The organism is Vogesella lacus, from assembly GCF_979366295.1.
In genome coordinates this window covers 63620-81261 of record NZ_CEETQT010000008.1, presented here as the reverse complement: position 1 = coordinate 81261, position 17642 = coordinate 63620, and the positions used below count along the sequence as shown (strand labels likewise).

Sequence of the window (17642 nt, the reverse complement as noted above, 5' to 3'; positions counted from 1 at the left end):
TATGCTGCCGATCACTGACGCCCAGATCAATCTTCTGGTCGCTTATTTTGTCTGGCCGTTTGCCCGTATCATGGGCGTCTTCATGGCTGACCCGTTGTTTGCTTCGCGCAGTATTCCGCGTCGTTTCAAGGCGGGCTTTGCCCTGATTCTGACCATCATGCTGGCGCCATTGCTGCCACCCTTGCCGCAAGTGCCGCTGGTATCGGCGGATGGGCTGTTGATCCTGTTGCAGCAACTGCTGATCGGTATCTGTATCGGGTTTTCGATGCGGGTGGTGATTACAGGGGTGGAGATGGCTGGTTTCATCATGGCCTCGCAGATGGGTCTGGGCTTTGCCATGTTCTTCGACCCGCAGCATTCGGCACAGGTGCCTGCGCTGTCGCGGGTGCTGACGGTGTTCACCACGCTGATGTTTCTGGCGATGGATGGTCACCAAGTGTTATTGCGCATTTTGCTCGACAGTTTTCAGACCTTGCCTATCGGCAGCATGATGCCGGTGGTGAGTTTCCGTCTGCTGGCCGAGTGGGGGGGCAATCTGTTTACCTGGGGGCTTTGGCTGGCCATGCCGGTAGTTGGCAGTCTGCTGGTGACCAACCTGGCAATTGGCGTGATGACGCGGGCCGCACCGCAGTTCAACGTGTTCTCATTCGGTTTTCCACTGACGCTTATGGTTGGCTTTATCACGGTGTATCTGATGCTGCCTTTGTTGCAGGGGCCGATTGCCGAGCTTTACCGCAACGGCTTTGACTTCAGTATCAAGCTGCTGAAGCCGGCATAGCTTTTTGCTAGAATGTCGCGTTATTGATAATTCAGGGCATGCCGCCGGGCATGTCGCATTTTCCGAGAGGTTGTTATGGCTGGTCACAGCAAATGGGCAAACATCAAGCACAAGAAAGAACGTGCTGATGCCAAACGCGGCAAGATTTTCACCCGACTGATCAAGGAAATCACCGTGGCGGCCAAGCTTGGTGGTGCCGATCTGGATTCCAACCCGCGTCTGCGTCTGGCAGTAGAAAAAGCTTGGGATGCCAATATGCCCAAGGATAACGTGCAGCGCGCGATTGACCGCGGTGCCGGTACGCTCGAAGGGGTGGATTACATCGAATGTCGCTATGAAGGTTACGGTATTGCTGGTGCAGCAGTGATGGTTGACTGCCTGACCGACAACAAGACCCGTACCGTGGCCGATGTGCGCCATGCTTTCTCCAAGTACGGCGGCAATATGGGTACCGATGGCTGCGTAGCCTTCCAGTTCACGCATTGCGGCTTTCTGGTATTCGCGCCGGGCGTGGATGAAGACGGCCTGATGGAGGCTGCCCTTGAGGCGGGTGCAGAGGATGTGCTGGCCAATGATGACGGTTCGTTTGAGGTGATTACCCCGCCTTACGAATTCAGCACCATCAAGGCGGCACTCGAGGCGGCTGGCTTCAAGGCCGAGCTGGGCGAAGTCACCATGCGTCCTCAAAACGAGACCGAGCTGATCGGTGACGAAGCGATCAAGATGCAGAAGCTGCTTGATGCGCTGGAAGATTTGGATGACGTGCAAAACGTCTACACTTCGGCAGTCATCGCAGATTGATGTTGAGGATGACTGGCAAGAGACCCGCAGTGCTATGGCTGTGGGTCTTTTTGTTTTTATTGCCGCTAATGCCGGTACGTGCCGAGTCATTGCAGATGCTGAGTAGCTCGCATACGGTGCCGAAGCATTTTGCCCGTGGCGGGATGGCCAGTGGCTATGCCGTTGATGTGGGCAAGGAGATCTTGCGCCGGGCGGGTTATGTGCCGCAGGCCAGAGCCTTGCCGTGGGCGCGGGCCATCCGTGAGGGGGAGTCGGGAGTCGGCATCATGGCTCCGGTGTTCTCGCGTACGCCAGCCCGCGAGGCGCTGTTCTATTTCAGCGAGCGGGTCATGGATGACGAGGTGGTGCTGGTGCAGGCGGCGGATCGGCAGTTTGTTTATCGCACGGTAGATGATCTGCGTGGCAAGCGGGTGGGTACGACGCGTGCCTCACGCTTTTCACCGCAGTTCAATGCGGTGATGCCCTTCATGCAGATCAATGAAGACGGCGAGCCGCAGCAGCGACTCGCCATGTTGCTGGCGGGGCGTATCGACGTTGCCGTTGTTGCCGGCGGGGTACATGCCGTGCGTTATAACGCGCGGCTGGCGGGGATTCCGCTGTCGCGGCTGCACATCGTGAAATCCCCCTTGTTGCTGGATCCGAACTACTTTGCGATTCCCAAGAGTCACCCGCACGCGCTGGAGATCCTGCAGCGTATCAATACCACCATCGGCGAAATGAATGCCGACCGCAGCTTGCCACGTCTGCTGGAACACTACCGCCAGCAATACTGATCATCAGAAAACCGATTGGCCGCTCAGCGTGGTCAATCTGTCCAGCGCTTCGAGGCCGGCCAGCGAGTTGCCGTGCCGGTCAAGCCCCGGGCTCCACACGGCAATACTCATCTTGCCCGGCAGAATGGCGAGAATCCCGCCGCCGACACCACTCTTGCACGGCAGGCCGACGCGGTAGGCAAATTCGCCGGCCGCATCGTAAGTGCCGCAGGTCAGCATGATGGCGTTGATCTGCTTGGCCTGACTGCGGCTCAGGCGGTTGTGGCCGCTGACCGGTGATTGGCCGTGATTGGCGAGAAACAGGCCGGCGCGCGCCAGCTCGCACACATTCATGCGCAGGCTGCAGGCGCGGAAATACTCGTACAGCACGATATCCACCGGGTGCTGCAGATTGCCGCAGCTTTTCATGAAGTGGGCGAGTGCGGCATTGCGATGGCCGTGTTCTGCTTCGGAGCGGGCAATGTCCTCGTCGATCTGGATGTCGCCGCCGCATTCTTCGCGCAGAAAATCGCGCAGGCCCATGGCCGAGCAGCCAAACTGGCCGATGGCCAGATCGGTGGTGACCAGGGCGCCGGCATTGATGAAAGGATTGCGCGGGATGCCGTGTTCGTACTCCAGTTGCACCAGCGAGTTGAACGGATTGCCGGAAGGCTCGCGGCCAACCCTTTGCCAGATGCTGTCGCCTTGATTGGCCAGTACGCGCGCCAGGGTGAAGGTCTTGGAGATGCTCTGGATCGAAAAGCGATAGTCGGCATCGCCGCAGAAGTGCAACTCTCCATCCAGGGTGGCGATGGCCATGGCAAAGCGTTGCGGGTCTTCGGCGGCTAGGGCGGGAATGTAGTCGGCGGGTTTGCCTTGGCCCAGGTAGGGCTGGATGTCACGGTGAATCTGCGACAGCAGGGATTCGATAGTCATGGTTTTTTATGGGCAGGTGTCGTTGATCAGGCCGGCTGCCGGACACTCTTTGTTGTCTCGTACAGGCAGGCCCCGGCCGTGGCCGGGCCGACATTATCCCTGAATGCCAACTGTGCCGCACCATTCGCTGACAAAGCAGTCACGGAAGGCCAGCATCTGTTGCAGCCTTTCTTCACCAAGCTGGCGGCCGGCGCTGGTCTGCATACTGGCGGGCAGTTTGGCCAGCTTTACCATGATGTGATCCAGTGCATAGTGGCGATCGTCAAGCGGTCGCGCCTGGGCGAGCGGGTCGCTGGGGTGGGCGAGGCGGCTGTCCATCTTGCCTGCGATATAAAACAGCCGGGCCAAGCCGATGGCACCCAGTGCATCCAGCCGATCGGCATCCTGCACAATTTGTGCTTCGATACTTTGCGGGGCGACATTGGCCGAAAAGCTGTGCGCGATAATGGCGTGGTGCAGGCCGGGCAAGAGCGAGACATCCAGCCCGGCTGCGGCCAACCTTTCACAGGCAAGATCGGCTGCCATGCGCGAGCCCTGGCTGCGGTCGGGGTGGTTTTTTGGCAGATTCACCAGATCATGCAGATAGCAGGCCAGCATGACTTGCAGGGTATTGGCCTCGGGATGGGCCTTCAGTAATTGCTGTGCAGTGGCCCAGACCCGCTCGAAATGATTGAGGTCGTGTGCCGCATCCTGTTGATGTTCGGGGCTGGCGGACAGCATGTCGCGGCAGTATGCCTGCCAGTGGGCCAAAGTCTGTGTCATGGGGCACCTTGCATCTTGGGGGCTTAACAGGAGCGGGGCATAATGCGCGCAGCTTGATATTCTGTAAAGTAAGCGTGTCGACGATGCCAAGGGGGCGTAAATGGAAAAGTATCTGGAAAAAACCGGCCTGAATCTGGATGAGGCGGCCATTCGTGGTGCGGGGCTGGTGTTGCGCAGCCGTTTTGCCGAGCCGGCGGCCGGCAAGTGGACGGTCGAGCAATTGTATCGCTATCCGGTACCGAAACTGGGTGAGGGCGGCAGTTGCTCGCTGGTGGATGAGCTTGAGCCGGTGCCGTTTGATATTGCGCCGCTGCTGGGTGGCGAGAATGTGGCCATGACACGCCAGCTGCTGCAGCTGCAGGCCTGGCTGGATGCCACGCTGGCACTGGTGCCGGCAGACTGGCTGGGCTTTTATCTGCGCGTCACGGTCAATCGCCAGCCGGCGTTGCTGAAGCTGGCTTATCGCGGCCTGCCTAGCCGGGCGGTATTCCCGCTGACCGAAGAGTTTGCCGTGCTCAGCAATAACAGCAAGGTTGGCCGCAATGCGCAGGCGGTGGTAATCAATGATGTTGCCGCCTGGGTGCAGTCGGGCCAGCCTTATTACGAGTGCGACCCCAAGGTGAAGAGCGAGGTTTGCTTGCCGGTGCTGGGTGAGCGTGGCGAGGTGTTGGGGATACTCGATGCCGAATCGGCGCAGGCGGGCTTCTTCTCCCAAGACAAACAGGCGGTGCTGGTAGCGCTGGCGCGCATTCTGGCGGTGCCGATGCGCGAGATGAACGAAGTCCTGTCGGGGCTTTAAAAGCTGGGTCTTGCCCCAAGCTAGGCCTCTGATGCAATGAATTGTGGAAAAACCGTGACGGCTAAAACTGATGCGCCAACTGTGAACCCAACCGTGAACTATGTGGCGACCTGCAAGCTCCCGACGCAATGGGGTGTTTTTGACATGCATGGCTTCGAGGAGATGGGTGGCCGCGAGCATGTGGTGTTGACGCTGGGCGATGTGCAGCAAGGGGCGCCGCTGGCGCGCGTGCATTCGGAATGCCTGACCGGCGATGCCTTGTTCTCCTTACGCTGCGATTGCGGTTTTCAGCTCGAAGCGGCACTTGCGGCTATCGCCGCCGAAGGGCGCGGTGCACTGGTTTATCTGCGTCAAGAGGGGCGCGGTATCGGCCTGCTCAACAAGATCCGTGCCTACAAGCTGCAGGATGGTGGTGCGGATACGGTCGAAGCTAACGAGCAGCTGGGGTTTCCGGCCGATATGCGCGACTTTCGCATCGCTCGCGAGATGCTGGCACATCTCGGCGTCAGTGCCGTGCGCATCATGACCAACAATCCGCGCAAGGTGGCAACCTTGCAGCAGGCGGGCATCGAGATTGTCGAGCGCGTGCCCTTGCAGGTTGGCCGCAATGATTACAATGACCACTACCTTGCAACCAAACAGGCCAAGCTGGGTCATATGCTTGGTGACTGACATCAAGTAATGTTTGTTGTCGGTCGATAACAGGATAAGGGCCGGGCCGTTAGTGACGGTCCGGCCTTTACTTTTGCCAGGCGAGGGGTGTATGGACAAGATTGAACCGGTTTCGGCAGCATCGCCCATGCATGGCCGTACGGCAGCCAGGCAAGAGCAGCATTCGCCGGCCGGGCGGCAGGGGCAGGTGGAGGTGTTTCAGGCCAGTCTGCTCGGGCAGTATGCGCAACAGCTGGATCCGGATGATCAGCATGGGGCTGATGCCGAGCAGCATGAGCTGTCGCAGGCCTTGCTGCATCTGCTGCAGTTGCTGGACGAGCGCGTGCGTGCCATGCGCGAACATGCCTTGCAGAGTGCCGGCCATGCGTCGCACGGTCTGATGGGCGAGTTGTGGCAGGTGGATGAGGTATTCAAGCGGCTGGTGCCGCTATGGCGACATCCGCAGTTGCAGTCGCTGCATGAGGTGGCGCGGCCAAGGCTGGTACTGATTTTTGCGGCTTGCCAGTTTGTCCTGCAGGCGGTGCGTCGGGCGGGCGAGCCACATGAGTGGCAAGATCTGCATGATGCTTTGCAGGCGCATCAGCGGCAGCTGTCCTGAAGCACTGTGATGAGGGTGAGTACATAAAGAAAAACCGGATTACCTTGCGGTAATCCGGTTTGTTCTGGTGGAGATAAGCGGGATCGAACCGCTGACCTCTTGCATGCCATGCAAGCGCTCTCCCAGCTGAGCTATACCCCCGAATGCTGGCGTCCCCACGGGGAGTCGAACCCCGGTTATCGCCGTGAAAGGGCGGTGTCCTAGGCCTCTAGACGATGGGGACTAAATTGTGGTGGAGATAAGCGGGATCGAACCGCTGACCTCTTGCATGCCATGCAAGCGCTCTCCCAGCTGAGCTATACCCCCACGGGACTTCGCGTTGCGTTTGCTGCATCGCGAAGAGGTGCGCACTTTAACGTGCAGGAAAATCTACGTCAAGCGTTTTTTCAACAATTTGTAACAGCGCTCGCTTGGGAAGCTGACTGATGCTGGGCATCGAGCTGTCGGGTGTGATTTCTTGTGGCGGTGACAGCCAGCGCAGCGGCACCAGGCGGCCACTGATACTGCTGACCTTGTCGGTGCAGGTCAGGCAAACGGGTTTGCCATTGCGCAGGCGCAGCGCCTCGTCAACGCGTTTGCCGAAAATCGCGCGCTGGCGATTGGCCTGCCAGTCCAGCAGGGTTGCGGCCAACCTTTCAGCCTGCAGATCCTTGCGCTGATAGGCATCGCGATAGGCGTGCAGCCACAGCTCGCCCTGATCGTCTTCGTGCAGCAAAGTGCTCTGATAGCTGATGGTCACCGCCGAGCCGATATCGACCCAATTCGACAGCGCCACTGCATTTTCATTGCGCAGCCTTACGCAGCCGTGGCTGCGAAAGCCCGGTACGCTGCCCGGCTGGGTCGTGCCATGAAAGCCGAGTCCGAGTTTTGCCTCGCCAAAGCGGATGAAAACCGGACCCAGCGGATTGTCCGGCCCAGGGGGCACGGTGGTTTGCACTGGCTTGCCCTGTTTGGCCATTTCTTCCTGGATGGACTTGGGCACATGCCAGACCGGGTTGCGGTAAATGCCGGTAATCGCGTAATTGCCGGTCGGGGTATTGGTAATCATCTTGCCGACCGCCACCGGATAACTGCCCACCAGCTCGCCATCCTCGTACAGGAAAGCGCGGGTCTGCGGCAGGTTGACGACCACGTGCTTGCCGGCGCTGCTGACGAGTACATCGGGCTCGGGCACAGGGTTGGCCGCAACAGCAGTGACAGGGAGCAGAATCAGCAGGGAAAGTCGCAAGGCGGCCAACATCGGATGCATACCGGTTAAGTAATCGCCCGATAGTAGCAGATGGCCTGTCAAACGGTGCAAGATGCCGTGATTTTTGCCGCGGATTCTGCGACAATTCCCGCCTTTGTCTTTTGCATTTCACCCGTATAAACAATGACTCAGAACCCTGTAGCCCATGTCGAATCGCTGGACCATGAAGGTCGCGGCGTAGCCCGTGTTGATGGCAAGGCCATTTTCATTGATGGCGCCTTGCCTTACGAACAAGTCAGCTTCAAGAGCTATCGCATCAAGAAGAGCTACGAGAGTGCCGACGTGGTGCAGGTGTTCAAGAAAAGCTTCATGCGCACCGAGCCGCAGTGCAAACACTTCGGCAACTGTGGCGGCTGTTCGATGCAGCATGTCGAATTCTCGGCCCAGGTCGCGGTCAAGCAGCGCCTGCTCGAAGACAATCTTGCCCATATCGGCAATGTGAAGGCACAGACCATCTCGCCACCGATTGCCGGCAGTCCTTGGGGCTACCGTCACCGAGCCCGCCTGTCTGCCCGTTTTGTCGAAAAAAAGGGCGGTGCGCTGGTCGGCTTCCGCGAGAAGCGCTCGACTTTCATTGCCGACATGACCGAGTGCCGCATCCTGCCGGCGCATATTTCGGCGCTGATCGTGCCGCTGCGCGAGCTGGTCAGCAAGCTGTCCATCTACAACCGCATGCCGCAAGTCGAAGTAGCTGTTGGAGCCGAGGTCGATATTCTGGTGTTCCGCAATATGGATGACATCACCGAAGCCGACTTCGCGCTGCTGAAGGCATTCTCCGATACGCACTCGCAAATCAAGCGCAAGGTACAGATCTGGCTGCAGCCGGTAGGCCCGGAAACCTGTTATCCGATCTACCCGCTGGACGCGCCGCGCCTGACCTACCGCATCCCCGATTTCGATCTGGAAATGCCTTACTACCCGACCGAATTCACCCAGGTGAATCCGGACATCAATAATGTGATGGTCAGCCGCGCCCTGCGCCTGCTCGACCCGCAGGCCAGCGAGCGCATCGCCGACATGTTCTGCGGCATCGGCAACTTTACCCTGCCGATCGCCCGTAGCGGCGCGACTGTGCACGGCATGGAAGGCAGCGAGGCGCTGGTCAAACGCGCAGTGGAAAACGCCACGCACAACGGTCTGCAAGATCGTGTCAGCTATGAAATGGCCAACCTGTTCGACGTGACCGAAGAATCCTTCGCCGCGTTGGGCAAGTTCGACAAGATGCTGGTTGACCCGCCACGCGATGGTGCAATCCAGCTGCTGAAGGCGATTACCGAAGAAACCGCGCCGCAACGCATCGTGTACGTGTCCTGTAACCCGGCGACACTGGCGCGTGACGCCGGCGTGCTGGTGCACACCAAGGGCTATACGCTGAAAACCGCCGGTATCATTAATATGTTCCCGCACACGGCCCACGTCGAGTCGGTGGCCTGGTTTGAAAAGACCAGCCCGTGCAAGACCCGTGCCGAGATCGAAGCCATCGAGGCGGCAGAAGAAGCACGCCGCAGCGCGGCCCGTGAAGCCGCGATTGCTGCCCGCGAGATTCGCGAAGCGCAGCTGGCCGAAGAGCGTGCGCAGGAAGTGGCCGAGCGCCAGGCCGCCAAGGCGGTGCGCCGCGCCGAATTCGAAGCCCGCACTGCGGCCAACGAAGCCAAGCGCCAGGCGTTTGCCGAGCGCCAGGCAGCCGGCGAGTTTTCGGAAGAAGACGACAGCAGCGCCGAGTAAGGTTGGCCGCAAGCCAGGCTGAAGCCCTGGCAAGGGCAGGCGCAAGAAAAAGGACAGCACCACTAGGTGTTGTCCTTTTTTATTGGGCTGGGGGCAGCGCTGTCCGCTGCCTTATTTGCTAAGGCATTCGGCAGAAAACCGCGTACCGCTACCGCCAGCGGTACGCGTGGTGTGGCTGTCCGTCAGGCAAGTGCTGATGTCTGAATATCAGGTTGCCGCATCGAGCAAGGCGGCGACTTGCGGCCAACGTGGCAGTGGTGCGACGGCACCGACTCCGGTGGTGCTGAGTGCTGCAGCGATATTGGCGGCGCGGGCGGCGTTGATCAGGCTGTCGCCGGCGGCCAGGCGGGCAAGGCAGGTACCGGCGAAGCAGTCTCCTGCACCGGTGGCATCTACCGGATTGACGCGATGGCCGCTCAGGTGCTGGCGGCTTTGGCCGTCGGAGACAATGCAGCCATCCGCACCGAGCTTGAGTACCACCTGACGCGCGCCGTGCTCATGTGACCAGCGCAGGATGTCGTCAATGTCTGACAGGCCAGTGAGCAGCTGGGATTCGTCTACGCTGGGAAAAAACAGGTCGGTGTCGGCCAGCGCCTGTTGCAAGCGGGGCAGGGCTTGTTCGACCGACCACAGTCTGGGGCGGTAATTCATGTCCAGGCTGACGCGGGTGCCATGCTGACGGGCGTGTCTGATAGCGGCAAACACACTGTCGCAGGCGCTTTGGCTGATACCCATCGAGATGCCGGAAACGTGCAGCTGGCGTGCGCTGGCAATCACATCCAGCGGCAGGTCTTGAGGACGGATCTGGCTGGCGGCGCTGCCTTTGCGGCAGTAGCTGAAATGGTGGCCTTTGGTGTCGTGCTCGACAAAGTACACGCCGGTGGCGCTGTCTTTGAGTGTGCGCACGCCGCTGATGTCGATGTTTTCCTGCTGCCACAGCGCCAGTAGTGCCTCGCCAAAACGGTCGTCACCCAGCTGGCTGATGTAGCCGCAGCGTGCGCCCATGCGGCTGGCCGCAATCACGGCGTTGGAGGTGTCGCCGCCAAAACCGCGGCGGTAGTCCAGATCACCGGTCTGGTTGAATTCGATCATGGCCTCGCCGAGGGCGACTAAATCCAGTGTTTTTTCCATTATGTGTCTTGCCTTTGCAGCAGGCGGCCAGAGCGGGCCAGTGGATAGAGTTTGCCTTCCTGATAGCTGAGCTCACCATTGACATACACGGCGACAATGCCGCTGGCGGGCTGGCAAGGCTGGTCGTAACTGGCCGTATCCTGCACGCGGGCAGGGTCCAGCAACACGATGTCGGCAAAGTAGCCGGGCTTGAGCAGGCCACGGTGTGGTAAGCGGAATTGTGCGGCAGACAGGCCGGTCATCTTGTGGATGGCGGTTTCCAGCGTGAACAGCTTCAGCTCGCGCTGGTAGTGGCCCAGCACACGGGGGAATGTCCCCCACAGGCGCGGGTGAGGATGACGGTCATGCGGCAGGCCGTCAGAGCCGATCATGGTCAGCGGGTGCGCCATGATGCGTTGCACGTCGTCTTCGTGCATCTGGAAGTAGCAGGCACCGCCGGGCTGCAGGCGGCGGCAGGCTTCCTGCTGGCTGACTTGCCAGTCGCGGGCGATATCGGCCAGCCAGCGCCCGGCCATGTCGGGGTGGCTGTCTGACCAGGTAATGCGGATGTCGATCACACCATCGACCAGATCTTCACGCAGCACGGTTGAGCCTGCGGTGTAGGGATAGGTATCCATTGCCAAAGCCTGCCGTGCGGCCAGACTTTCCATGACGGCCAGGGTTTCGACCGAGCGTCCCCACTGACTGGGGCCGGCGCATTTATGATGCGAGATCACCAGCGGCACGTTGGCCGCATGCGCGCTGTCGGCGGCCTCGTGCATGGCGTCGATGATGTCGGCCATCTCGCTGCGCAGATGGCTGGTATAAACGCCGCCATAGCGTGCTACGACACCGGCAAGTGCGGTAATTTCTGTTGCCGGCGCGGCAAATGCCGGTTCGTAGAACAGGCCGCTGGACAGGCCGATGGCACCTGCTGCCAGACATTGCGCCAGCAGCTCGGCCATTCGGGTGACTTCTGCTGGTGTCGCGGCGCGATCCAGCGTGTCCATTACCGCAAAGCGCAGCGTGGTATGGCCAATCAGCAAGGCGGTGTTGATGCTGGGGCGGGCGGCATCGAATGCCTCGCGGTATTGGGCAAATTCGCGGTAGCGAAATGACTGCGCCCCCAGCAGATTCAGCGGTGCTTGCGGGTTGTCGGTGGCCAGCGGCAAAAGCGAGATGCCGCAATTGCCGGCAATGACGGTAGTGACGCCCTGCGACAGCTTGGGCAGCATGGCCGGCTTTTGCAGCACTATGGCGTCGTCGTGGGTGTGTACGTCGATAAAACCGGGGGCGATGACAAGACTGGTGCAATCACGTATGACCAGATCGGCATAGCCAGGATTGGCCAGCAGATCAGGCCCGACGGCCACGATGCGGTCGTTTTCCAGTAAGAGATCGCCACGGAAGGCGGGGCTGCCGCTGCCGTCGACGATCAGTCCGTTCCGTAGCAATCGTTTCATGACTCGTCCTGACCGCCGTTAGCCTCACGGGCTTGCCAGTAATGGAAAGGCTGGTGATGAGTGTCCACACCATGCGTCCCCAGAATCTGGCGCACGTTTTGCAGACGCTGGATGGCAGTATCGCCACTGCGCTGCGCCACCAGTACGGTCAGGATTTCAATCACGGTCAGGTGGGCCAGATAAGCTTCGGTACCAACGTGCATGACCGGATCATCCGGCACATTGATGCCCAGCACGATGTCGGCTTTTTGTGCCAGTGGTGTACCGGCCTGAGTCAGCGCAATCACCGTGGCCCCCTGGGCGCGGGCCACATCGACTGCCTCCAGCAGCGAAGGCATGCCGCCCACGTGCGAGATGGCAAAGGCGACGCTGCCACGTTGCAGGGTGGCGGCCGATACCAGCTGCAGATGCGGATCAAGATAGGCATTGGCCACCAGCCCCAGCCGGAACAGTCGCGCCTGAAAGTCATTGGCCATGAAGCTGGATGTCGCGCCGACGCACCAGCAATCGGTACGCGCAGCCTCGACAATCGCCTTGGCGGCTTGCTCGAGCGCGTTGACGTCCAGTGTCGCCTTCACGCTGTTGACGGCAGTGGCGGCGCTCTTGGTGATTTTGTCGACGACCTGATCGGTGCTGTCTTGCCGCTGTACGCGGCGATGCAACGGCGGGGCGCTGACAGCCAGCTCTTGTGCCAGTGCCAGTTTGAAGTCACGCAGGCCGGCAAAGCCCAGATCACGCACCGTGCGCATGATGCTGGGCACCGAGGTGTCCATCTGTTCGGCCAGGGTGTCGAAGCTCTCGTCCAGAAAACGCTGCGGGTCTTGTTGCAGGGCTTCCAGAATGCGCCGGCGTCCGGCAGGCAGGCCGGCCTGTTCGTCTTGCAGCAGGCTGGCGGTGTGATCGAGTACGCTCATGGATAGGCTCATGGTCAGAATCGGGTGCTTACGGCGTCGACTACCAGTGCGTCATCATTGATGACGGGTAGCCAGCGCCATTTGTCAAAAGTAGTGCAGGGGTGCGAGATGCCCAGCATGACGCGGTCGCCCACGGCAAGATCAGGCGAATCTGCGCCCAGCTGCAGGTAGGCGTGCTGGTCATTCAGGCCGGTGAGTTGCCAGCTGGCGGCTGCGGCCAACCTTGCGCGGCTGCCGCGCGGGCTGTAGGCCACCGGTTGCGGCAGGGCCAGATCGTAGGAAATATCGCGTTTGCCGACAGCCAGAATGGCCAGGCCCGGCTCGGGGCGCGATTGTACATGCGCCCAGACTTCCAGCGCGGCTTGCAGGCCATGATGGCAACCCAGCCGCGCATTGGCCTGCTCCACCAGCCGCTGATAAAAGCCGTGATCGTGGGTGAGATAGCAGCCGGAGCGCAAAACGCCCAGCACCGGCCTGTCGAGGCTGATCCGCATCGGGGCCAGTACCAGATCAAACAGTGCAGAGCCACCGGATGAGACAATGATCTCCTCACACTCAAATCCGCCAGCCTGATGCACGGCCAGCACGACTTGCTGCAGCCGCGCCAGCAGGGCAGCGGTGCGGGCGCTATCGGCGGCGCTGTCGCCGCTGGCAGTCAGCCCTTCATAACATTCGACGCCGACCAGCCTGACTTTTGGATTCAGGCGTGCTGCCTCGGCCAGCGCCAGCGCCTGCTCGTGCGTGCGGCAGCCGGTGCGGGTTTCACCCACCTCCAGCAGCACTTCAAACGGGCTACTTTTCGGCGGTGCGGATTCGGCAATCAGTGCCAGCTGCTCGTGTGAATCCAGCAGGAACATGATGCGCAGCGATGGATCCTGCGTCTGCCACTGGCTGATCTGGGCCAGATCTCCGGCCTGAAATACCTGATTGGCAATAATGATGCGGCGGGCACCGGCGGCCAGCGCAATGCGGACTTGCTGCACATTGGCCAGTGTCAGCCCCCAGGCACCGGCATCCAGCTGCTGACGGAACAGCTGTGGCGACATGGTGGTTTTGCCATGCGGCGCAAAGGCAATGCCGGCATCGTTCGCCAGTTGCTGCATCCACTGCAGATTGTGCTGTAGCGGCGACTGGCGCAGTACGGCCAGTGGCAGGGGCAGATCATCAGCGTACAAAGACCAGCTCTGCGTGCCGACATGCGATAGCGGCATGGCCGGTGCCTGATGCGGATAGCCCTTGTGGGTATTGTCCAGAATGGGGTCGAGCAGGGTCATGATGTGCTTTCCAGTTCTTCGATGCGGATACAGGCGCTGAAACGGCCGTGGCCCAGATCACTTAATGGTGGTCTTGTTTCGCTACAGGCTTGCACGGCATGCGGGCAGCGGGTACGGAATACGCAGCCGGATGGCGGGTTGACCGGGCTGGGGATTTCACCTTTCAGCGCGGTGAATTGGTGCGGTGTGGATGGATCGGGGCTGGGCGATGCGGCCAACAGGGCGCGGGTATACGGGTGCAGCGGCTTGTCGTACAGCGCGGCAGTCGGGGCGATTTCCATGATTTGCCCCAGATACAGCACCACCACGCGGTCGCACAGGTATTCGACCACGTCCAGATCGTGTGAAATAAACAGCATGGTCAGCCCCAGCTGTTCACGCAGATCACACAGCAGATTGACCACTTGAGCCTGAATCGATACATCCAGCGCCGATAGCGGCTCGTCGGCGACGATGAACTCTGGTTCCACTGCCAGTGCACGCGCGATGCCGATGCGCTGGCGCTGGCCACCGGAGAATTCGTGCGGGTAGCGGCTGGCGTGTTCGGCGCGCAGGCCGACTTGCTCCAGCAGCTCGCCGATACGCTTTTGTCGTGCCTCGCGGCCTTTATGCAGGCCATGCACTGTCAGCACTTCGTCCAGCACATCGCCGATACGCATTTTCGGGTTCAGACTGGCGTACGGGTCTTGAAAGATGATTTGCAGCTTGCGCCGCAGCGGGCGCAGCTGGCGCTCCGGCAGGGTGGCGATGCTTTGCTGGCGGTAAATAATGTCACCGGCGGTCGGGTCCAGCAGACGCAGCAGGGTGCGGCCGATCGTGCTTTTGCCGGAGCCGGATTCGCCCACCAGCCCTAGTGTTTCGCCGGGCTGGATAACAAAGCTCACATCGTCCACGGCGCGTACCGGTTTTTGGCTGTCGCCAAAATAGCGTTTCAACTGGCGGATTTCGATCAATGGCTGGCTCATGGCGTGGCTCCGGTGGCGGCAAGGTTGGCCGCAGTCAGCAGACAACGGCTCTGGTGCTGGCCATCTGTCAGCAAATCAGGCACACGGCTATCACAGGGGGCGGATGCCTGATCACAACGCGGGGCAAAGGCGCAGCCTGGCGGTGGTGACAAGGGGCTGGATACCTGGCCGCGAATCGCAAACAGGCGGCGCTGATTGCCGCTGCGCTGGCGCTGATTCGCTGGCAGACAGGCCAGCAGGCCACGGGTGTAAGGATGGCGAGGCTGGGCAAACAGCTCGGTCACCGGCGCGGCTTCGACAATGCGTCCGGCGTACATCACGGCGACATCGTCCGAGTAATGCGCCACCACGCCCAGGTTATGGGTGATGAACAGGATGCTCATGCCGTTTTCGCGCTGCAGGCGGCGCATCAAGTCCAGAATCTGCGCCTGAATGGTGACATCCAGCGCGGTGGTGGGCTCGTCGGCAATCAGCAGGCTGGGGTTGCAGGCCATGGCCAGTGCAATCATCACCCGCTGGCGCATGCCGCCAGAGAGTTGGTGCGGGTATTCGTTCAGGCGCTGGGCGGCGGCGGGAATTTCGACCATTTCCAGCATACGCAGGGCGTGAGCCTGGGCGGCGGCGTGATCCATGCCCAGATGCAGGCGCGCGCTTTCGGCAATCTGTTCGCCAATGCGGAATACCGGATTCAGGCTGGTCATCGGCTCCTGAAAAATCATCGCCACTTCATTGCCGCGCAGGCGGCGCATATCGGCCTCGCTGGCACGCAGCAGGTCAATCTCGCGGCCATCGTTGCACTGGAACAGCGCGCTGCCGCCCACGGTAAAGTGCGCGCTCTTGGGCAGCAGGCGCATCAGTGTGAGGCTGGTCACGGATTTGCCGGAGCCGGATTCACCGACCAGCGCTGTGGTTTTACCCGGCTGGATGTCAAAGCTGACATCGGCCACCGAATGGATGGTGCCGTCATCGGTATGAAAAGCCGTGCCCAGCTGGCGTACTTGCAGTCTTGGTTTGTGTGTCATCGGGCTTTCCTTACAGCGACTTTTTCAGGCGCGGATCAAGCAGGTCACGGATGCCGTCACCCAGAATCTGTAGCGATAGCGCGGTAATGATGATGGCCATGCCGGGGTAGAGCACCACGCCCAGCGTCTGGTGCGCATATTGCTGGCTGCCAGCCACCATGGTGCCCCAGGTCGGGATTTCCGGTGGCACGCCCACGCCCAGAAAGCTCAGCGCGGCTTCGGCCAGAATGGCGTAGGCAAAGATAAAGGAGCTTTGCACCAGAATCGGCGATACCAGATTGGGCAGGATGTGGCGCAGCAGCACGCGCCACAGTGGAATGCCCAGCGCCCGCGCGGCTTCGACAAACAGCAGCTCGCGCAATACCAGTGTCGAGGCGCGCACTACCCGTGCCACGCGTGGTGTGTAGACAATCACCAGCGCCAGCACCACGTTGGCCGCAGACGCCCCCAGAATGGCGACCAGTGCAATCGCCAGCAGAATATCCGGCAGCGACATCATGGCATCTACCAGACGCATCAGTGGCGCATCAAGCTGGCGGAAAAAGCCCGCCAGCAAGCCCATCAGCGTGCCAAAGGCAATCGCCAGCAGCGCGGTGGCCGCCGCAATCCCCAGCGAGTAACGGCCGCCAAAGGCAATACGGCTGAACACATCACGACCCAGCTCGTCGGTGCCCAGCCAGTGTTCGCCACCAGCGCTTTGCAGGCGCGACAGGATGGCGGTGTCGTTCGGGGCAAATGGCGTCAGCCACGGTGCGGCCAACGTTGTCATCACCACGATCAGCAACAATGCGCTGGCCAGAAGAACGATCTGCCGCCGGAACAGTTTTTGCAGAAACAGCTTCATCAGTATTTCACTCGCGGATCGATCAGGGTGTAAAGCAGGTCAACCATGAAGTTCACCAGCACATAGATGGCAGCAATCACCAGTAGCGCGCCCTGTATTACCGGGTAATCACGGCGCAGTACGGCATTGACCACCAGGTTGCCGACGCCGGGCAGGCCGAAGACCGTCTCGGTGACCACCGCGCCGCCTATCATCAGCGCCAGCGTCAGACCAATCACGGTGACCACCGGCACCAGGGCATTGCGCAAGGCATGCTTGAGAATGACTACGCGCTCGGTCAGGCCTTTGGCGCGGGCGGTGCGCACATAGTCTTCACCCAGCACATCCAGCATCGAGGCGCGGGTAAAGCGGATGATCAGTGCGGAATTAAGCAAGCCCAGTACCGTGGCGGGCAGAATGAGGGTGTGCATGCGCTCGGCCAGTGGCGCGCCGGGTTCGCCATAACCGGATACCGGAAACCAGCCCAGCGACACGGCAAAAACCTGAATCAGCACAATGCCCAGCCAGAAGCTCGGGATACTGGCGCCCAGCATGGCCAGCGCGGTAAAAAACTGGTCAAGCAGACGGCCACGGAACACCGCACCAATCACACCGCAAGGCACGCCGATCAAGGTGGCAATGCCAACCCCCATCAGTGCCAGCAGGGCGGTCGGCTCGGCGCGTTCCCACAGTGCCTGGGTAACCGGACGTTGCAAGAAGATGGAATCGCCGAGATTGCCGCTGAACAGCTCTTTCAACCAGTACAGAAACTGCACCGGTAAAGGCTGATCCAGCCCGTATTGTTGCCGTACCCGGTCAATATCCGCGGCGGTGGCCTGGTCGCCCAGCAACACCGCAATCGGGTCACCCGGTGCGGCACGGGTCAGCAGGAAAACCAGCACCGCGACAATACTCATCACGATGAACATGCCGACAAGCCGGCTTAAAAGATAACGCTGCATTACTGCCTACCTCTGAAATCAAGCAAAGTAATCCCTG

Annotated in this window: 18 protein-coding genes and 3 tRNA genes; 7 read left to right on the top strand and 14 right to left on the bottom strand. The window is 60.7% G+C overall.

Annotated features, from left to right (window positions below):
* Position 1: 1 nt before the first annotated feature.
* The 3 genes from fliR (at position 2) to ACZ9W6_RS11520 (ending at position 2352) form a co-directional block, all read left to right on the top strand.
* Positions 2-778 carry a flagellar biosynthetic protein FliR gene (fliR, locus tag ACZ9W6_RS11530; protein WP_465191301.1) on the top strand — a complete coding sequence of 259 codons (777 nt, stop codon included), beginning with the start codon at positions 2-4 and terminating at the stop codon, positions 776-778.
* 75 nt (positions 779-853) lie between these two features.
* Positions 854-1579, top strand: coding sequence for a YebC/PmpR family DNA-binding transcriptional regulator (locus ACZ9W6_RS11525; protein WP_465191300.1), 726 nt, complete (start codon positions 854-856; stop codon positions 1577-1579).
* Between the two features lie 95 nt (positions 1580-1674).
* Positions 1675-2352 (top strand): substrate-binding periplasmic protein, encoded by a 678-nt coding sequence (locus ACZ9W6_RS11520; RefSeq protein WP_465191298.1) that lies wholly within the window; start codon positions 1675-1677, stop codon positions 2350-2352.
* Between the two features lie 3 nt (positions 2353-2355).
* Here the strand turns inward: ACZ9W6_RS11520 and ACZ9W6_RS11515 are convergent, their stop codons facing one another.
* Both ACZ9W6_RS11515 and ACZ9W6_RS11510 read right to left on the bottom strand, forming a co-directional pair.
* Positions 2356-3267, bottom strand: coding sequence for a glutaminase (locus ACZ9W6_RS11515; protein WP_465191297.1), 912 nt, complete (start codon positions 3265-3267; stop codon positions 2356-2358).
* A 93-nt stretch (positions 3268-3360) separates the two neighbouring features.
* Complete coding sequence (locus tag ACZ9W6_RS11510) at positions 3361-4029, bottom strand: HD domain-containing protein (protein ID WP_465191296.1); 669 nt, start codon at positions 4027-4029, stop codon at positions 3361-3363.
* 100 nt (positions 4030-4129) lie between these two features.
* Here ACZ9W6_RS11510 and ACZ9W6_RS11505 point away from each other — a divergent pair, with 100 nt between their 5' ends.
* The 3 genes from ACZ9W6_RS11505 (at position 4130) to ACZ9W6_RS11495 (ending at position 6098) form a co-directional block, all read left to right on the top strand.
* Positions 4130-4828, top strand: coding sequence for a GAF domain-containing protein (locus tag ACZ9W6_RS11505; RefSeq protein ID WP_465191295.1), 699 nt, complete (start codon positions 4130-4132; stop codon positions 4826-4828).
* An 81-nt stretch (positions 4829-4909) separates the two neighbouring features.
* Positions 4910-5500 (top strand): GTP cyclohydrolase II, encoded by a 591-nt coding sequence (gene ribA, locus ACZ9W6_RS11500; protein ID WP_465191448.1) that lies wholly within the window; start codon positions 4910-4912, stop codon positions 5498-5500.
* Between the two features lie 91 nt (positions 5501-5591).
* A complete protein-coding gene (locus ACZ9W6_RS11495) occupies positions 5592-6098 on the top strand; it encodes a hypothetical protein (RefSeq protein WP_465191294.1) in 507 nt (168 codons plus the stop codon).
* Positions 6099-6163: 65 nt separating this feature from the next.
* Here ACZ9W6_RS11495 and ACZ9W6_RS11490 read toward each other — a convergent pair.
* The 4 genes from ACZ9W6_RS11490 to ACZ9W6_RS11475 form a co-directional block, all read right to left on the bottom strand.
* Positions 6164-6239, bottom strand: a tRNA-Ala gene (locus tag ACZ9W6_RS11490).
* A 6-nt stretch (positions 6240-6245) separates the two neighbouring features.
* Positions 6246-6321: transfer RNA gene (locus ACZ9W6_RS11485), tRNA-Glu, on the bottom strand.
* A gap of 7 nt (positions 6322-6328) precedes the next feature.
* A tRNA-Ala gene (locus ACZ9W6_RS11480) sits at positions 6329-6404 on the bottom strand.
* Positions 6405-6450: 46 nt separating this feature from the next.
* Positions 6451-7338 carry a L,D-transpeptidase gene (locus ACZ9W6_RS11475; RefSeq protein WP_465191293.1) on the bottom strand — a complete coding sequence of 296 codons (888 nt, stop codon included), beginning with the start codon at positions 7336-7338 and terminating at the stop codon, positions 6451-6453.
* A 132-nt stretch (positions 7339-7470) separates the two neighbouring features.
* Between ACZ9W6_RS11475 and rlmD the strand changes: the two genes are divergently transcribed.
* Positions 7471-9072 (top strand): 23S rRNA (uracil(1939)-C(5))-methyltransferase RlmD, encoded by a 1602-nt coding sequence (gene rlmD / locus ACZ9W6_RS11470; protein WP_465191292.1) that lies wholly within the window; start codon positions 7471-7473, stop codon positions 9070-9072.
* 207 nt (positions 9073-9279) lie between these two features.
* Here rlmD and ACZ9W6_RS11465 read toward each other — a convergent pair whose 3' ends face one another.
* From ACZ9W6_RS11465 to ACZ9W6_RS11430, 8 genes are read right to left on the bottom strand one after another with little or no spacing between them, the layout of a single operon-like run.
* Positions 9280-10203 carry a sugar kinase gene (locus ACZ9W6_RS11465; protein ID WP_465191290.1) on the bottom strand — a complete coding sequence of 308 codons (924 nt, stop codon included), beginning with the start codon at positions 10201-10203 and terminating at the stop codon, positions 9280-9282.
* Positions 10203-11645 carry an N-acyl-D-amino-acid deacylase family protein gene (locus ACZ9W6_RS11460; RefSeq protein WP_465191289.1) on the bottom strand — a complete coding sequence of 481 codons (1443 nt, stop codon included), beginning with the start codon at positions 11643-11645 and terminating at the stop codon, positions 10203-10205. Before ACZ9W6_RS11460 ends, ACZ9W6_RS11465 begins: the two co-directional genes overlap by 1 nt.
* Positions 11642-12559, bottom strand: coding sequence for a MurR/RpiR family transcriptional regulator (locus ACZ9W6_RS11455; protein ID WP_465191288.1), 918 nt, complete (start codon positions 12557-12559; stop codon positions 11642-11644). Before ACZ9W6_RS11455 ends, ACZ9W6_RS11460 begins: the two co-directional genes overlap by 4 nt.
* Before the next feature lie 14 nt (positions 12560-12573).
* A complete protein-coding gene (locus ACZ9W6_RS11450) occupies positions 12574-13833 on the bottom strand; it encodes an alanine racemase (RefSeq protein WP_465191287.1) in 1260 nt (419 codons plus the stop codon).
* Positions 13830-14798, bottom strand: a complete 969-nt coding sequence (locus ACZ9W6_RS11445) for an ABC transporter ATP-binding protein (protein WP_465191286.1) — start codon at positions 14796-14798, stop codon at positions 13830-13832. The genes ACZ9W6_RS11450 and ACZ9W6_RS11445 overlap by 4 nt, the downstream gene beginning before the upstream one ends.
* On the bottom strand, positions 14795-15820 hold the full coding sequence (locus ACZ9W6_RS11440) for an ABC transporter ATP-binding protein (protein ID WP_465191285.1): 1026 nt from the start codon (positions 15818-15820) through the stop codon (positions 14795-14797). The genes ACZ9W6_RS11445 and ACZ9W6_RS11440 overlap by 4 nt, the downstream gene beginning before the upstream one ends.
* A 10-nt stretch (positions 15821-15830) precedes the next feature.
* Positions 15831-16664, bottom strand: a complete 834-nt coding sequence (locus tag ACZ9W6_RS11435; protein ID WP_465191284.1) for an ABC transporter permease — start codon at positions 16662-16664, stop codon at positions 15831-15833.
* Positions 16664-17605, bottom strand: a complete 942-nt coding sequence (locus tag ACZ9W6_RS11430) for an ABC transporter permease (protein ID WP_465191283.1) — start codon at positions 17603-17605, stop codon at positions 16664-16666. The genes ACZ9W6_RS11435 and ACZ9W6_RS11430 overlap by 1 nt, the downstream gene beginning before the upstream one ends.
* Positions 17606-17642 lie beyond the last annotated feature (37 nt).

What these genes read in the sequence shown, in the direction of transcription:
- fliR (WP_465191301.1), top strand. Translation starts at nt 2, where the DNA reads ATGCTGCCGATCACTGACGCCCAGATCAATCTTCTGGTCGCTTATTTT.
- ACZ9W6_RS11525 (WP_465191300.1), top strand. Translation starts at nt 854, where the DNA reads ATGGCTGGTCACAGCAAATGGGCAAACATCAAGCACAAGAAAGAACGT.
- ACZ9W6_RS11520 (WP_465191298.1), top strand. Translation starts at nt 1,675, where the DNA reads ATGCTGAGTAGCTCGCATACGGTGCCGAAGCATTTTGCCCGTGGCGGG.
- ACZ9W6_RS11515 (WP_465191297.1), bottom strand. Translation starts at nt 3,267, where the DNA reads ATGACTATCGAATCCCTGCTGTCGCAGATTCACCGTGACATCCAGCCC.
- ACZ9W6_RS11510 (WP_465191296.1), bottom strand. Translation starts at nt 4,029, where the DNA reads ATGACACAGACTTTGGCCCACTGGCAGGCATACTGCCGCGACATGCTG.
- ACZ9W6_RS11505 (WP_465191295.1), top strand. Translation starts at nt 4,130, where the DNA reads ATGGAAAAGTATCTGGAAAAAACCGGCCTGAATCTGGATGAGGCGGCC.
- ACZ9W6_RS11495 (WP_465191294.1), top strand. Translation starts at nt 5,592, where the DNA reads ATGGACAAGATTGAACCGGTTTCGGCAGCATCGCCCATGCATGGCCGT.
- ACZ9W6_RS11475 (WP_465191293.1), bottom strand. Translation starts at nt 7,338, where the DNA reads ATGTTGGCCGCCTTGCGACTTTCCCTGCTGATTCTGCTCCCTGTCACT.
- rlmD (WP_465191292.1), top strand. Translation starts at nt 7,471, where the DNA reads ATGACTCAGAACCCTGTAGCCCATGTCGAATCGCTGGACCATGAAGGT.
- ACZ9W6_RS11465 (WP_465191290.1), bottom strand. Translation starts at nt 10,203, where the DNA reads ATGGAAAAAACACTGGATTTAGTCGCCCTCGGCGAGGCCATGATCGAA.
- ACZ9W6_RS11460 (WP_465191289.1), bottom strand. Translation starts at nt 11,645, where the DNA reads ATGAAACGATTGCTACGGAACGGACTGATCGTCGACGGCAGCGGCAGC.
- ACZ9W6_RS11455 (WP_465191288.1), bottom strand. Translation starts at nt 12,559, where the DNA reads ATGAGCGTACTCGATCACACCGCCAGCCTGCTGCAAGACGAACAGGCC.
- ACZ9W6_RS11450 (WP_465191287.1), bottom strand. Translation starts at nt 13,833, where the DNA reads ATGACCCTGCTCGACCCCATTCTGGACAATACCCACAAGGGCTATCCG.
- ACZ9W6_RS11445 (WP_465191286.1), bottom strand. Translation starts at nt 14,798, where the DNA reads ATGAGCCAGCCATTGATCGAAATCCGCCAGTTGAAACGCTATTTTGGC.
- ACZ9W6_RS11440 (WP_465191285.1), bottom strand. Translation starts at nt 15,820, where the DNA reads ATGACACACAAACCAAGACTGCAAGTACGCCAGCTGGGCACGGCTTTT.
- ACZ9W6_RS11435 (WP_465191284.1), bottom strand. Translation starts at nt 16,664, where the DNA reads ATGAAGCTGTTTCTGCAAAAACTGTTCCGGCGGCAGATCGTTCTTCTG.
- ACZ9W6_RS11430 (WP_465191283.1), bottom strand. Translation starts at nt 17,605, where the DNA reads ATGCAGCGTTATCTTTTAAGCCGGCTTGTCGGCATGTTCATCGTGATG.